We start from the raw sequence: 15,316 nt of genomic DNA on the forward strand, positions 1-15,316 counted from the left end.
TTTGCTACGCCACGTCGAAGGCGGCCCTGACGAGCCGTTCGGTGTAGGCGGTCTTGGGATTGGAAAGGACCTCGTCGACAGGTCCCTGCTCGACGATCTTGCCATGCTGCATGACGATGACGCGGTGGCACAGCGCCCGCACCACCTTGAGGTCGTGCGAGATGAACAGGTAGCTCAGGCCGCGCTCGTCCTGCAGCTTGCGCAGCAGGTCGATGATCTGCGCCTGCACCGAGAGGTCGAGCGCCGAAGTCGGCTCGTCGAGCAGGATGAATTCGGGCTCCAGCGCGATGGCGCGGGCGATCGCGATGCGCTGCCGCTGGCCGCCGGAGAATTCGTGCGGAAAGCGCGACAGGATGTTGCCGGGCATGCCGGCGCTGACCAGCGCCTCGCGCACGCGGTCGTTCCGCTCGCGCCGCGTCGCGCCCAACCTGTTGACGACCAGTCCTTCCTCGATGATCTGGCCGATCGTCATGCGCGGATTGAGCGAGGAGAACGGGTCCTGGAAGACGATCTGCATGCGCGAGCGCAGCGGCCGCATTTCGGCGCGCGACAGGCCTTGGATCGGCTGGCCATCGAAGCGGATCTCACCACGTTTGGCGTCCTGCAACCGGAGCAGCGCCTGGCCGAATGTGGTCTTGCCGGAGCCGGATTCGCCGACCAGCCCCAGCGTTTCGTGGCGGCAAAGCTTCAGGTCGAGGTCGTCGACCGCAACCAGCTCGCGCCAGTCCGGCTTGAGGAATGAGCCGTGGCGCAGCATGAAGCAGACGCGCACGCCGTTCGCCTCGAGGATGGTGCCGCTGCCCTGCGGCAGCGGCTGCGGCCGCCCGCGCGGCTCCGAGGCGAGCAGCCGCTGCGTATAGGGATGCCGCGGCTCGGCGAACAGCCGCTCGGTGACGTTGTGCTCGCACATCTCGCCATGCTGCATGACATAGACATAGTCGGAGAACTTGCGCACGACGGTGAGGTCGTGGGTGATCAGGATCACCGCCATCCGCAGCTCTTTTTGCAGGTTGCGGATCAGGTTCAGGATCTGCGCCTGCACCGTGACGTCGAGCGCCGTGGTCGGCTCGTCGGCGATCAGCACGTCCGGCTCGTTGGCCAAGGCCATGGCGATCATCACGCGCTGCCGCTGTCCGCCCGAGAGCTGGTGCGGATACTGCTTGAGCCGCGCTTCCGGCTCGGGGATCTGGACATGCTTGAGGAGCTCGAGGGCACGCGCCCACGCTTGCCTGCGGCTCATCTTGCGATGCACCCGGATCGCCTCGACGATCTGGCTTCCGACCGTGTAGATCGGATTGAGCGAGCTCATCGGCTCCTGGAAGATCATCGAGATGCGGTTGCCGCGCAGCTTGCGCCGCGCGCTTTCCGCGAACTTCAGGATGTCCTGCCCGCAATAGTCGATGCTCGACCGCGGCGACACGGTTGCCCGTCGTGACAACAGGCCCATGACCGTGCGCGCCGTCACCGACTTGCCGGAGCCTGATTCGCCGACGATGGCGATCGTCTCGCCGCGATAGAGCTGGAACGAGATGTCCTTCACCGCCTCGACGGTGCCGTGCTCGACCTTGAAGGCGACCTCGATGTTGCGGGCGTCGATGACTGGCTGGTCGTGCCGACCATTGTGGTCGTACCGGACGGCCGGAGCGAAATTGTCTGCGAGCGCGATCGTCGTCATCCGGCCACCTCAATAGGGATCGACGGCATCGCGCAGGCCGTCGCCCAGCGCGTTGAAGGCAAAGACTGTGATCAGCACGAAGCCGACTGGCGACAGGATCCACGGATAGGTGCCGATGACCGAATAGGTCGCGGTGTCCTGCAGCATCAGCCCCCACGAGATCAGCGGCGGCTTCACCGCGAAGCCGAGGAAGCCGAGGAAGGATTCGAGCAGCACCACCGTCGGGATCGCCAGTGTCACCGCGACGATCACGTGGCTCATCACATTGGGGAAGATGTGCTGCATGATGATGCGCCGGTCGGTGGCGCCGACCGCCATGGCGGCGCGCACATAGTCGATCCGCGCCAGCGCCAGGGTCTTGCCGCGCACCTCGCGCGACATCTGCGCCCAGCCCAGCGCCGACATGACGATGATGACGAAGCCAAGGAAGACATTGGTCGGCGCGGTGACCGGGATCAGCGTCGTCAGCGCGAGGTAAAGCGGCAGTTGCGGGAAGGCAAGCACAAGCTCGACGAAGCGCTGCATCCAGACGTCGAACTTGCCGCCGAAATAGCCGGAGATCATGCCGATGCTGGTGCCGATGACCGTGATGATGAAGACTACCGTCAGCGCGATCATCAGCGACACACGCGAGCCGTGGATGGCGCGTGACAGCACGTCGCGGCCGAACTTGTCGGTGCCGAGGAAATGCACCGGCTGGCCGTCCATCGAGGCGAAGAAATGCCGGTTCGCCGGGATGAGGCCGAGAAGCTTGTAGGGAGCGCCCTCGACGAAGAAGCCGAGCAGCCTTGGATGGTCGTAGTCGGGGCCGACGATCGGCTGGAAGGTGACCGGATCGAGATCGGCCGAATCGGACAGCGCATAGACCCGCGGCCGCGCGACGAAATTGCCGTCCTTGTCGTGGAAAACAGGCACTTGCGGCGGCGCGAAGGCGACGTCGGTCGCCTTGGGGTCCATCGGCGCCAGGAATTCGGCGAACACCGCCATGACCAGCAGCAGCACCACCAGGCAAAGCCCGGCCATGCCGGTCCAGGAACGCTTCAGCCGGCGCCAGACAAGCGCGATGTAGCTCTCATTGCCATGCGCGGGTCCGGCCACCGCGACGCCTTCGGTCGGCAAGGGCGTGAGGGATGGGGGCGGCGGTGAGGGGTCGCGGGCCAGCATCTAGCGCTCCCCGAACTGGCGAATGCGCGGGTCGAGCAGGACGAGGAGCATGTCGGCGACGATGTTGCCGACAATCAGCGTCGCCGACAGCACCATCATGAAGGTGGCCGTGACATAGACGTCGCCGACCGCCATCGAACCGACGATCGCCGGACCGACGGTCGGCAGTGCGAAGATGATCGCCGTTTCGATCTCGCCGGTCAGCATATAGGGCAGCACCACGCCCTGATACATCACCAGCGGATGCAGCGCGTTGGGCACGGCATGCCGCATGACGACGGCGCCGCCGGTCAGGCCCTTGGCCTTGGCCGTCTCGACATATTGGGCGTTGAGCGTGTCGAGCAGGTTGCCGCGCATCACGCGCATATTGTAGGCGAGGCCGCCGAAGGTCGCGATCGCCACCACCGGCCAGACATGCTTGACCAGGTCGACGAACTTCGCCCACGACCACGGCGCGCCGCCATATTGCGGCGAGAAGAACGAGCCGATCTCCGAAACGTTGAACTGGAAGACCAGGAGATAGACGATGATCAGCGCCATCAGGAAGCGCGGCACCGTCATGCCGAGGAACGAGATCGCCGAAAGTGTCGTGTCGATCCAGGAATATTGCCGCGTCGCCGCCCATATGCCGAAGGTGATGCCAAGCACCGAGGCGAGCAGATGGCAGACCAGCGCCAGAAGCAAGGTGCGCGGCAGGCGCTCGCCCACCACATCGGCCACCGGCTTGTTGTAGTAGAGGCTGTAGCCGAAATCGCCGCGGGTGACGATGCCGCCGATCCAGTTGAGGTACTGGACGGGCAGCGGCTTATCGAGGCCGTGCTCGACACGGTAGGCCTGCGCCTGCGCGTCGGCTTCGGCGAAGGACGCGCCGCCCTGGTTGATCAACTGCGAGCGGATGTAGTCGGCATAGTCGCCGGGTGGCGCCTGGATGATGGCGAAGGTGACCAGGCTCAGGATGAGGAGGACCGGAAGCGCCGACGCTATGCGCATGAGCAGGAATCGCAGCATGGACGGTCCGCTTCCTTTTTTGACCGGTCGCTCCCTCGGGTGCGTTCGGAGGTTTCGTTTGTCCGGCCGCGCCGCGACGCGGCCGGACGTCTCTTGGTCAGGGGAGGTAGACCTTACATCGGACCCTTGTCACCCGGCTTGCCGGGAAGCTCTTCGGGGAACAATTCATATTTTGCCTGTTTGTCGGCCGCGACGAAAACCCGTTCGCGGATGATCGAATCCTCGGCCCAGTTGAACATGAAGATCGGCGTGCCCTGCGGGATGTTGGAGAAGCGCTTGTTGACGATCAGCGCGCCCGGATATTCCGTCAGGCCGATATTGTAGACATGTTCGGTCGAGATCTTCTGGAATTTCTTCATCAGGCTGGCGCGCTCGTCATTGTTTGACGAGGAGACGAACTTGTTGATGATATCGACAAGGTCCTTTTCGAAGGGCATCAGGTCGACCACGCCGCTTTCGGGCGCGCGGTGATCCCAGCTGGTTTTGGGGCCGACGGGCGCGAGTTGCACGGTGTTCTGCACGACGGAAGTCAGCTCCTGCTCGTTGCGCCGGATCAGCCAGTCGAAGCGGCCGGAATATTGGGTGGCGTCGCGCTGGGTGCCGTTAAGTCCGTTGAGCACGACCCGCAAGCCCAGTTTCTCCATCTGCGCCACCACGCCTTCGGCGAGGCTCTTGTCGGTCGTGTAGTCGTTGTTGACCAGCATCACGATCTCGACATTCTTGCCGCCGGCGGTGCCCGCCGGGAAATTCACGAAACCGTCGCCGTCGGTATCCTTGAGACCGGCCTTGGCGAGCTCGGCCTTGGCGCCTTCGAGATCGAACGGATAGTACACCGTCGACTTGCGGTCATAGAAGCTGGTGCCGGAGGAGAAGCCGCCGGGATAGATGGCGGTGAATGGCCCCTTGACCAGTGACCCGCCGAGTGCCTTGCGGTCGATCGCCATGGTCACGGCCTTGCGGAAATCCTCGTTACGGTTCAGCTCGCGGATCGCCTGGCCACGCTCGTCCGGGTTGCCCCAGCCATTGGCGGAGAAGTTCAAGCGCAGATTGTAGCCGATCAGCCGCGGACCGAAGGCGAGCCTGGCCGGCGCATTGGCTTCCGCCGCTCGTTTCAGCGAGGCGACGAAATTCTCCGGTTGCTCGAGATTGGAGAAGTCTCCGGAGCCCGCCACCGCCTGGACGTCGCGGTCGGCCCAGGTCGACAGCTTGTAGTGCAACTCGTTGAGATAAGGCAGCTGGTTGCCCTTCTCGTCCACCTTCCAATAGTAGGGGTTGCGGCGCATGACGATGATGTCGTCCGGCCGGTACTCGACCGGCACCCAGGCGCCCATCACCGGCATGTTCATATACTCCGGCGGGAAGGCGTTCTTGAACTGGTCGTAGGTGTTCTTCGAATATTTCGGATGCTGCGGCTTCAGGATATGCGACGGGCCGGGGCAGAAGGTGCCGTAGGCCATCGCATAGAGATATTGCCGCGGGAAGGCGTCCTTGAACGTCCACTCGACGGTATTGTCGTCGATCTTCTTCAGCGTCGTGCCGACGCCGAAGGTTTCGGGCGTGGCGCCGTTCAGCGGCGAGACGTTTGGATCGACCACCTCGTCGTCCCAGTAGAACATGACGTCGTCGGCGTTGAAGGGAGCGCCGTCGGACCATTTGGCGCCTTCGATCAGATGCATGGTCAGCTTGTGGCCGTCGCTCGACCAGTCCCAGCTCTTGGCGAGGTTGGGCAGCGGCTCGGTGTCCTTGGCCTCGACCTGGAACAGCGGCGCCGTGCGCGTCAGGCATTCGGACAGGCCGATGTCGATGCCGCCCCAGCCTTGCGTCTGGCCGGCGCCGTAGTTCCAGCCTTCCGGCCTGCCGCCGATGACGTGGCGCATCGTATCACCGTAGACGCCGATGCCGTCCGGCATGTTGCCGGTCTTGAAGACCAGCGGTTCCTTTGGCAGGCGGTCTTTGACCGGCGGCAGCTTGCCGGTCTTGACGTATCTCTCCGTCACCCACTCCGGCTCGTGATATTGCGGCAGCGCCTTGAACTCCAGGATGGAATCGCGCGCCACATAGTGGATCTTGCCTTCGGCCGGAAACGTCGCCGGCTCGGGCGGGATCGTCGGTTCGGATGCCAAGGCGTATGCCGGAATGGCAACGCTCATCGCCAGTCCGGCGGCAAAGCCTATTCTGCGTAAGGTCCTCATCGTCTCCTCCCAGTTGTTTGGACGCCTGCTGCTGCCCGCTTCTTGTTCTGAATGGCCGACTTTGGCGGACGTGCCTCCTGCGCGTCCGTCAGCATGCCCGGGCGATCTCAGCCGGCCTGTTTGAGCGCCGCCTTTTCGGCGCGCAATTCCTCGATCGAACGCACGCTCCGCCGCGCCGCGCCCGCCCATTCGCGGGTCTTGACCTTGGATTTCGAGAGCCGCTCCTTCGCCGCCGGAATGGCATCGGCATATTGCGGCAGCCATTGAGCCTGGGCGACGACCATCTCGTCCACCATCTGCCAGACTTCTTCCGGGGTCGACACCGCGCCCACCAGCGGATCGTGCAGCACGGCGAGCTTCAAGAGGTCGATGTCGCCGGAAATGGCCGCATGCACCGACATGCGTTGCACGTTAATCGAAGCCATGCAGGTTGCGGCGCAGGCCTCCGGCAGCGTGATGCCGGCCGCCATGTTGATGCCGAAACGGTCGACGAAGCCGGGCGATTCGATGATGGCGTCCTGCGGCAGGTTGGTGATCACGCCGTCGTTCTTGACGTTGAAGTGACCGCGATAGACGCGGTTGGTCTCCAGCGCCTCGAGGATGCGGCTGGCGTGTTCGTTCGAGCGCTTCGCCGGGTCGATCGGCTTCGAGGCCGCTTCGAGGAATTGCGGATATTCGGTCTCGAACCAGTTGCGGGTCTCGGTCGAGTAGCGCAGGTAGCCGCCGGTCTCGCCATGGATCCAGTCGGACATGTCGATCCAGCGCGTGATCTCGTCGGGGCGCTTGCGGTACCAGGGCAGATATTCCGACAGATGGCCGTTGCTTTCGGTCGAATAGACGCCGAAACGCTTCAAAACGTCGATGCGCAGCTTCTCCTGCTTCGAATAGACCGGATGCGCCTCGAAGGCGGCGACCAGCTCGTCCTTGCCGATCGGCCGGCCGTTCAGCCTGAGCCCGATGAACCAGGTCTGGTGGTTGATGCCGGAGCAGACATAGTCGAGCTCCCTGGGCGACTTTGCGCCGAGCACTTCGGCGATCTGTTCGGCGCCGTGCTGCACGCCGTGGCAGAGCCCGACCGTATCGACCTTACCGTATTCGATCGCGGCCCAGGTGTTCATCGCCATCGGGTTGGCGTAGTTGAGGAACTTGGCGTTCGTGTCGGCGACCTCGCGAATGTCTTTGCAGAAGTCGAGGATCACTGGAATGTTGCGCTGGCCGTAGAGGATGCCGCCGGCGCAGATCGTGTCGCCGACGCACTGGTCGATGCCATATTTCAGCGGGATGCGGATGTCGTCGGCATAGGCTTCAAGCCCGCCGACGCGCACGCAGCTGATGATGTAGCGCGCGCCCTCCAGCGCCTCGCGGCGGTTCGTGGTCGCCGTCACCTCCGTCGGCAATTTGTTCGCCTCGACGATCCGGTCGAGGATCGCCTTGATCATGCCGAGATTGTGCTCGCTGACATCGGTCAGCGCGAATTCGATGTCCTTGAATTCAGGCACGCATAGGATGTCGGTGAACAGCTTCTTGGTGAATCCGACGCTGCCGGCGCCGATAATAGCGATTTTGAAACTCATCACCTTCACCTCGATCCAATCGAATGCTAGGCAAGGAGCAACAAGGGAGGATATGGCCGCACGCAACAGCGCGCCCGCCATTCAAAGCCGGAAATCCGGCTTTTTCTCCTCCCGCCCGCTCCTCGACCGCGGGTCTTTCGCGTCTTGAGGGCCGGATTATGCGCTTATTCGCCGGCGCGGCCAGAGAAGGATTATGCTTTCGAGGGTAATTTTGTGCTGCGGGACCTGATCGCCAACGGAAAGCTGATGCGCACGATCTCGCTGCCGCGCGGCCGCCAGCGCCTGCATGCCATGCCGACCAGCACCGGCTATGAGCTGCGCGAGGACGAGACCTACGACTGGGACGGCAGGAAGCGCGGCCAGACCCCGTTCACCGTGCTCCAGCATACGATCAGCGGCACCGGCCAATTGCGCTACGAGAGCCGCAACTACCGTCTGCACGCGAACGACACGCTGCTGGTGCTGGTGCCGCACAATCATCGCTACTGGTTGGCCAAGGGCGACCGCTGGGAATATTTCTGGATCTCGATGAATGGCGAGGAGGCACTGCGCATCCACAAGTCGATCCTCAGCGTTTCGGGCCCGGTGTTCCGGCTGCAGCCGGCCACCGTCGATCACCTTGCCGACTGCAGCCTGCGGCTCATCAAGGGGGCGGGTTCACCGGGCGCCGCGTCGGCGATCGCCTATGAGGCGGCGATGGCGCTTTACGACGACGTCTTCGGCTCGCACGCCTTCGCCGAGAAGCAGAGCGCCATGCAGCCGGTCATCGACCACATCAACGCCAATCTCGACAAGCCGCTGCCGGTGGCGGAGCTGGTCGAGATCAGCGGCCTGAGCCGAGCCCATTTCTCGCGCTGCTTCGCCGAGAGCGAGGGGCTGCCGCCGGCGGAATTCGTCCTGCAGCAGCGCTTGCAGCGCGCGGCGAAGCTGCTCACCAAGGCGGATTTCCTGCCGGTGAAGGAAGTCGCGGTGCTGTGCGGCTTCGAGGACGCGAACTACTTCTCAAAAGTCTTTCGCCGCTGCTACGGCATCAACCCGACGCAGTTCCGCACCACCGGCATGTATGCCAGCCTGGGCAACCATCGTTGATGATGCTTGGGGCTCAGTGTCGCTTGTGGTCGAGAGCGGTCGATGCGGTATTGACCGGATCGGCCGCCGCGAAAGCCGCGTCGATCTGCTCGGGTGTGCGCTGCTCGGTGCGTTTCCAGGCGACATATTGCACGATGCCGAAGCCCGGCCGCTGTGGCACCGTCTTCACCACCGGCATGCGGAATCCGTCGCGGAATCTTTCCCAGCGCGATCCGAGCACGGCGACCATCTCCTCGACGGTCGGCGGCGTCGCCACGTCGGCATAGGTGATGGTCACCTTGCCGGCCAGCGCCGTCTCACGTGGTACCGGCACCGGGATCGAGGCGAGGTAGTCGGCCGGCACGTCGAGCAGTCCGCCAAAGGCCCATTCCTGGCGCAGTTCGTCGGCGCTCATCGGCGCGACGGAAACGTCGATGTCGTGGGGCGTGCCCGGCACGCGATAGGGGCAGCGGAAACGGCCGCAATTGGCCTGCGCCGAAAATTGCCACAGCGCATAGCCCTGCCAGTTGCCCATCGGGAAATGCACGTCGATGTCCGGCTTGTAGCGCGCATACCAGAGCGGCAGCCGCGACAGCAGGCGGTACTGGTAACGGTTGTCGGCGATGTACTGGGCCGTCTTGCCGTTGACATAGAGGACCGGGAAACGGCCGAGGCGACGATGCACCTGGCGCACGAATTCCTCCGCGTCCTCCAGCGACATCCATTGCGTGGCATCGATGCCTTCGATGTCGAGGGCGATCAGCTCATCCGGAGCCGGTTCGGCGAAATCGATGAAATTGTTGGCCTGCTCGACCGGATTGCCGGGGCGAGCGAGATGATAGGCGCCCCATTTCAGGCCGAGCGCCTTGGCCACGACCTTGCGCGTCTGGAACAATTCGCGCGTCACCGCATAGCGCTTCCATTGCGCCTTGCAGAGTTTGACGTCGGCCTCGGCCCCGAAGCAGAAGTAAGGTGGCGGCAGCCCGTCGGACGCCTTGTTGATGAAGCCGGCGATGCGCTTGTCGGTGACGAGCTGCTGCCAGTCGATGGAATTGTATTCGTAGGCGTCGATCACCAGCGGGCGGTCGGCATTCTTCCACGGCTCGGAGAAATCCGAGGCCTGTGCCGCCGTGCCGAGCGCAACCGCCGCCGCGAGAAGCGCCAGGCGGCGAAGAGGGCGCGCCGGCTTTTTCAATCAGGGTGTCCCCACTGACCAGGGGACGATCCTGAACCGCTATGGTTAAGGAATTGCTTTCACAACATCGGCTTGCTTCGGTCCGCTCCAAAACGTCAAAAAAGTATCGGTCGGGTGGACAAGCCGTGGTGGCAGGCGCTTCAATTGCCGCCTAAGCTTTCCATCGCGGTGGCCAGTGGGAATACACGGTTTGCCCAAACGAAGCGCAGCAACCGGTCACAAGACCGGACCCGCGCGGGGAGGAAAATGAAGATGAATCCGGACCTGGAAGTCGTCCAGATCAGACAAGGAGAGTCGTTCAAGGCCTGGGCCCACGGCTATCCTTTCCGCACCGTGCGCTGGCACTTCCATCCCGAATACGAACTGCATCTGGTCGTCGCCACCACCGGCCGTTATTTCGTCGGCGACTTCATCGGCGAGTTCGAGCCGGGCAATCTGGTGCTCACCGGGCCCAACCTGCCGCACAACTGGGTCAGCGATGTGCCGCCGGGCGAGACCGTGCCGCTGCGCGGCCGTGTCGTGCAGTTCTCCGAAGAATTCATCGCCGACGCTTCCGCCGCCTTGCCCGAGCTTGCCGCCTGCGCCGGCATTCTTGAAACCAGCCGCCGCGGCGCGCTGTTCTCGGCGGCGACGGCCGAGCTTGCGGCGCCCTTGCTGGCGGAGCTGACCGAGGCGCAGGGCGTGCGCCGCCTGTCGCTGTTCATGGCCGTGCTCGACATCTTGAACCGCGCCGGCGATGTCCGCACGCTGGCCAGCGCCGGCTATCTGCCCGACCCGTCCGGCTTCATGTCGGCCGGCATCAACCAGGCGCTCGCTTATATCAACTGCCACCTGACCGAACCCTTCAGCGAAGGCACGCTGGCCGAGATCGCCGGGCGCAGCCCGAGCGCCTTCTCGCGCAGCTTCCGCCGGCACACCGGAATGGCGCTGGTGCAGTATGTCAACCGCCTGCGCATCAACCTCGCCTGCCAGCTGCTGATGAGCGAAGGCCAGATGTCGATCACCGAAATCTGCTACGCCGCGGGCTACAACAACATCTCGAATTTCAACCGTCAGTTCCTGGCGCAGAAAGGCATGTCGCCTTCGCGCTTCAGGGCCTTGCTGGCTGAGAACATCAACGCGGAGATTGCCGCCTAACAGGGAGGAAGCGGGAGGAGCCTGAAGCAATTCCAGTCTGAAAAGATTTTCCGCCCGGAATTGCATCAAACAAAGAAACATTCAGGGAAGGAAAGACGCGGGGTGCAGGGCACCCGGTGCTGGGGTTCGTTTGCCCGAAATCCAGCATGCTCAGGAGGATATCTGCGTGGCTTATCGGGATCGATCGATCCTCGGCCGCTGCTGACAATACTCCTTTCAACAGTTCGACATGCAGTCAAGGCCTGACGCGTCGTCCCGCGCAGGTCATCGTGAAACCATTTCTCGAAACGGAGACATTCGAATGACCAGATATACATGGAAATCGCCGTTTGCCTTGAAATCGACGATCGCGGCCGTTTTCGCGGTCTCGCTGCTCGGCAGCACGGCGGCATTCGCCGCCACGGTCACCGACGCCACGGTTGCCTTCCTGATGCCCGACCAGGCATCGACCCGCTACGAGCAGCACGACTATCCGGGCTTCGTCGCCGAGATGAAGAAGCTCTGCCCGGGCTGCAAGGTGATCTACCAGAACGCCGATGCCGACGCGGCGCGCCAGCAGCAGCAGTTCAATTCGGTGATCTCGCAGGGCGCCAAGGCCATCGTGCTCGATCCCGTGGATTCGACCGCCGCCGCTTCGCTGGTCAAGCTGGCGCAGAGCCAGGGCGTCAAGGTGATCGCCTACGACCGGCCCATCCCGACGGCGCCCGCCGATTTCTACGTGTCCTTCAACAATGAAGGCATCGGCAAGGCCATTGCCGATTCGCTGGTCGAGCATCTCAAGGCGCTGAAGGTCGACCCGGCCGGCGGCGGCCTGCTGCAGATCAACGGCTCGCCGACCGATGCCGCCGCCGGCCTGATCAAGAAGGGCATCCATGAGGGTCTCGACAACAGCGGCTACCCGATCCTGGCCGAGTTCGACACGCCGGAATGGGCGCCGCCGAAGGCCCAGCAATGGGCGAGCGGACAGGTCACCCGCTTCGGCGCCAAGATCCTAGGCGTCGTCGCCGCCAATGACGGCACCGGCGGCGGCGCGATCGCCGCCTTCAAGGCAGCCGGCGTCGATCCGGTTCCGCCGGTGACCGGCAACGACGCCACGATCGCCGCGCTGCAGTTGATCATCGCCGGCGACCAGTACAACACCATCTCCAAGCCGAGCGAGATCGTCGCGGCCGCGGCGGCCAACGTCGCCGTCAAGCTGTTGTCGGGCGAGACGCCGAAGGCCGAGATGACGCTCTACGACACGCCCTCGCAGCTCTTCACGCCGGCGGTGGTGACGCAGGAGAACCTCAAGGCCGAGATCATCGACAAGAAGATCAACACGGCCGCCGAGCTCTGCGTCGACCGCTATGCCGAGGGCTGCAAGAAGCTTGGCATCACCAACTGATCAGGTGACATCCGGCCGCCCGTCGGCGGCCGGATGTCCAGGAAACACTGTCAAGAAGGGCGGCGCATGAACGAGAGTCCTGAAAGGTCGGCTTCCGTCGGCGAGCTGGTGCTCAGCCTGCGCGGGATATCGAAGCATTTCGGCGCCGTTTCGGCGCTGACCGATATCGATTTCGACGTCCATGCCGGCGAGGTCGTGGCCCTGGTCGGGGACAACGGCGCCGGAAAGTCGACGCTGGTCAAGATCCTCGCCGGCGTGCATCAGCCGAGCTCGGGAACGATCAATTTCCGCGGCAGGGCGGTGACGCTGCCCGACCCGCGCGCGGCGCTGACGCTCGGCATCGCCACGGTTTTCCAGGATCTTGCGCTCTGCGAGAATCTCGACGTCGTCGCCAACATTTTCCTCGGCAACGAGCTCAGCCCGCTCCGGCTGGACGAAGTGGCGATGGAGATGCGGGCCTGGACGCTGCTCAACGAATTGTCGGCGCGCATCCCAAGCGTGCGCGAGGCGGTCGCCTCGCTGTCCGGCGGCCAGCGCCAGACGGTGGCGATAGCGCGCTCGCTGCTGCTCGAACCGAAGCTCATCCTGCTCGATGAGCCGACCGCAGCCCTCGGCGTCGCCCAGACGGCGGAGGTGCTCAACCTCATCGACCGCGTCCGCGCCCGCGGCCTCGGCGTCGTGATGATCAGCCACAACATGGAAGATGTCCGCGCCGTCGCCGACCGCATCGTCGTTCTCAGGCTGGGGCGCAACAACGGCGTCTTTGAACCCGATGCCTCGAACCAGGATCTGGTCAGCGCCATCACCGGCGCGTCCAACAACGCGGTGTCGCGCCGCGCCGAGCGCCTGCGCATGGAGCGCGATCACAGCGACAGCGAACAGGCGGGGGAGCAACACCCATGACGGACGTCAAGCAAGGCGCCTCCGCCCCGCTGGCGCTCGACCGCGCCGATACGCGGGTGAAGCATGACACCGGCGTCGGCGGCGCGCTCCGCGCCTTCCTCGATCGCGTGCGCAGCGGCGATCTCGGCTCGCTGCCGGTCGTCGTCGGCCTCGTCGTCATCTGGACCGTGTTCACCAGCCTCAACCCGGTGTTCGTTTCGAGCAGCAATCTGGTCAACCTCCTGTTCGATTGCTCGACCGTCGGCGTCATCGCGCTCGGCATCGTCTGCGTGCTGATGGTCGGCGAGATCGACCTTTCCGTCGGCTCGATCAGCGGCTTCGCCTCGGCGATGGTCGGCACGCTCTGGGTCAACCAGGGCTGGCCTGTGGCGCTCGCCATCTTGGCGGCGCTGGCCTTCGGCGCCCTGATCGGCTCGCTCTATGCCTTGCTGTTCAACCGGCTCGGCATGCCGAGCTTCGTCTCGACGCTGGCCGGCCTGCTCGCGGTGCTGGGCATGCAGCTCTACATCCTCGGCTCCACCGGATCAATCAACCTGCCTTACGGCTCGGCCCTGGTGGATTTCGGCCAGCTGATGGTGATGCCGAAATGGGTCTCCCACACGCTTGCCGCGATCCCCGGCCTGGCGATGCTGGTTTCCGGGCTTCGCACCTTCGCGCGCCGCCGCGCGGCCAATCTGTCGACCCCGTCCGCGACGGGGCTCATCCTGCGCGTCGCCACTATCACCATCGGCCTCGAGCTGATCGTCGCCTACCTCAACCAGTCGCGCGGCATACCGTGGATGTTCGGCCTGTTCGTCGGCCTCGTCGTGGCGATGAATTATGCGCTCACCCGGACCAAATGGGGGCGTTCGATGACCGCCGTCGGCGGCAACCGCGAGGCGGCGCGGCGCGCCGGCATCAAGGTGCGCGCCATCTATCTCAGCGCCTTCGCCCTATGCTCGCTCTTCGCCGCGCTCGGCGGCGTGCTGGCCGCGGCGCGGCTCGCTTCCGCCAGCCAGCAGGCCGGCACCGGCGACGTGAACCTGAACGCCATCGCGGCCGCGGTCATCGGCGGCACCAGCCTGTTCGGCGGTCGTGGCAGCGCCTATTCCGCGCTGCTTGGCATCATCGTCATCCAGTCGATCGCCAGCGGCCTGACGCTGCTCGATCTGTCCTCGTCGCTTCGCTACATGATCACCGGTGCCGTTCTGGCCATCGCCGTGATCGTCGACTCCCTCGCGCGCAGGTCCCGTGCTTCGCACGGCCGCGCCTGAACAGTTTCAAACGAGAAGGGTACACATGGCTCACGATCTTTCGGGAAAAGTCGCCGCGGTCACCGGCGCGGCATCGGGCATCGGCCTCGAATGCGCCAGGGCCATGCTGACAGCCGGCGCCCGCGTCGTGCTGGTCGACCGCGCCGAGGACAGGTTGAAGGAGGTCGTCGCCGAGCTCGGCTCCGGCGCCATCCCGCTGGTGGTCGACCTCACCAGCCCGGCCAGCGTGGCGACCATGCTGCCCGGCATCCTCGACAAGACCGGCCAGCTCGACATCTTCCACGCCAATGCCGGCTCCTATGTCGGCGGCGAGATCCTCAACGGCGATCCCGACGCCTGGGACCGCATGCTGAACCTCAACATCAATTCGGTGTTCCGCTCGGTGCACGCCGTGCTGCCGCATATGGTCGGACGCAAGACCGGCGACATCGTCGTCACCAGCTCCATCGCAGGCCTGGTCCCCGTCGTCTGGGAGCCGGTCTACACGGCCTCGAAGCACGCCATCCAGGCCTTCGTCCACACGCTGCGCCGGCAGGTCGCCAAGCACGGCCTGCGCGTCGGCGCCGTGGCGCCGGGGCCGGTGGTGACGGCGCTGATCAGCGATTGGCCGAAGCAGAAGCTCGAGGACGAGCTGGCGGCCGGTGGCCTGATGCAGCCCACCGAGGTCGCGGACGCCGTCCTGTTCATGCTCACGCGACCAAGGAACATCACCATTCGCGATCTGGTGATCCTGCCGCAGAGCAACGATTTGTAGTGAGTAGTG

The 15,316-nt window shown here is 64.5% G+C and carries 12 protein-coding genes; 6 read left to right on the forward strand and 6 right to left on the reverse strand.

The window, feature by feature from the left end:
• Positions 1-4 precede the first annotated feature (4 nt).
• The 5 genes from RFM52_RS06760 to melA form a co-directional block, all read right to left on the reverse strand.
• Positions 5-1,675, reverse strand: a complete 1,671-nt coding sequence (locus tag RFM52_RS06760; RefSeq protein ID WP_320294723.1) for an ABC transporter ATP-binding protein — start codon at positions 1,673-1,675, stop codon at positions 5-7.
• 9 nt (positions 1,676-1,684) lie between these two features.
• Positions 1,685-2,839 carry an ABC transporter permease gene (locus RFM52_RS06765; RefSeq protein ID WP_320294724.1) on the reverse strand — a complete coding sequence of 385 codons (1,155 nt, stop codon included), beginning with the start codon at positions 2,837-2,839 and terminating at the stop codon, positions 1,685-1,687.
• Positions 2,840-3,847, reverse strand: coding sequence for an ABC transporter permease (locus RFM52_RS06770; RefSeq protein WP_320294725.1), 1,008 nt, complete (start codon positions 3,845-3,847; stop codon positions 2,840-2,842). It abuts the gene before it with no gap.
• A 113-nt stretch (positions 3,848-3,960) separates the two neighbouring features.
• On the reverse strand, positions 3,961-6,039 hold the full coding sequence (locus RFM52_RS06775; protein WP_320294726.1) for an ABC transporter substrate-binding protein: 2,079 nt from the start codon (positions 6,037-6,039) through the stop codon (positions 3,961-3,963).
• Between the two features lie 107 nt (positions 6,040-6,146).
• Positions 6,147-7,613, reverse strand: a complete 1,467-nt coding sequence (gene melA / locus RFM52_RS06780; protein WP_320294727.1) for an alpha-glucosidase/alpha-galactosidase — start codon at positions 7,611-7,613, stop codon at positions 6,147-6,149.
• A 213-nt stretch (positions 7,614-7,826) separates the two neighbouring features.
• Here melA and RFM52_RS06785 point away from each other — a divergent pair, with 213 nt between their 5' ends.
• On the forward strand, positions 7,827-8,702 hold the full coding sequence (locus tag RFM52_RS06785; RefSeq protein ID WP_430699235.1) for a helix-turn-helix domain-containing protein: 876 nt from the start codon (positions 7,827-7,829) through the stop codon (positions 8,700-8,702).
• Positions 8,703-8,715: 13 nt separating this feature from the next.
• Here RFM52_RS06785 and RFM52_RS06790 read toward each other — a convergent pair whose 3' ends face one another.
• Positions 8,716-9,876: a glycoside hydrolase family 25 protein gene (locus tag RFM52_RS06790; RefSeq protein WP_320294728.1), complete on the reverse strand. Its 1,161-nt coding sequence runs from the start codon at positions 9,874-9,876 to the stop codon at positions 8,716-8,718.
• Between the two features lie 252 nt (positions 9,877-10,128).
• Here RFM52_RS06790 and RFM52_RS06795 point away from each other — a divergent pair, with 252 nt between their 5' ends.
• From RFM52_RS06795 to RFM52_RS06815, 5 genes are all read left to right on the forward strand, one after another.
• Positions 10,129-11,013, forward strand: coding sequence for an AraC family transcriptional regulator (locus RFM52_RS06795; protein ID WP_320295035.1), 885 nt, complete (start codon positions 10,129-10,131; stop codon positions 11,011-11,013).
• A gap of 301 nt (positions 11,014-11,314) precedes the next feature.
• Complete coding sequence (locus RFM52_RS06800) at positions 11,315-12,397, forward strand: ABC transporter substrate-binding protein (protein ID WP_320294729.1); 1,083 nt, start codon at positions 11,315-11,317, stop codon at positions 12,395-12,397.
• A 66-nt stretch (positions 12,398-12,463) separates the two neighbouring features.
• Entirely contained in the window at positions 12,464-13,300 is an 837-nt protein-coding gene (locus tag RFM52_RS06805; protein ID WP_320294730.1) for an ATP-binding cassette domain-containing protein, read from the forward strand.
• Positions 13,297-14,553: a sugar ABC transporter permease gene (locus tag RFM52_RS06810; protein WP_320294731.1), complete on the forward strand. Its 1,257-nt coding sequence runs from the start codon at positions 13,297-13,299 to the stop codon at positions 14,551-14,553. The genes RFM52_RS06805 and RFM52_RS06810 overlap by 4 nt, the downstream gene beginning before the upstream one ends.
• 25 nt (positions 14,554-14,578) lie before the next feature.
• On the forward strand, positions 14,579-15,307 hold the full coding sequence (locus RFM52_RS06815; protein WP_320294732.1) for an SDR family oxidoreductase: 729 nt from the start codon (positions 14,579-14,581) through the stop codon (positions 15,305-15,307).
• Positions 15,308-15,316 lie beyond the last annotated feature (9 nt).

This window comes from Mesorhizobium humile, from assembly GCF_033977215.1.
Taxonomy (GTDB): Bacteria; Pseudomonadota; Alphaproteobacteria; order Rhizobiales; family Rhizobiaceae; genus Mesorhizobium; species Mesorhizobium humile.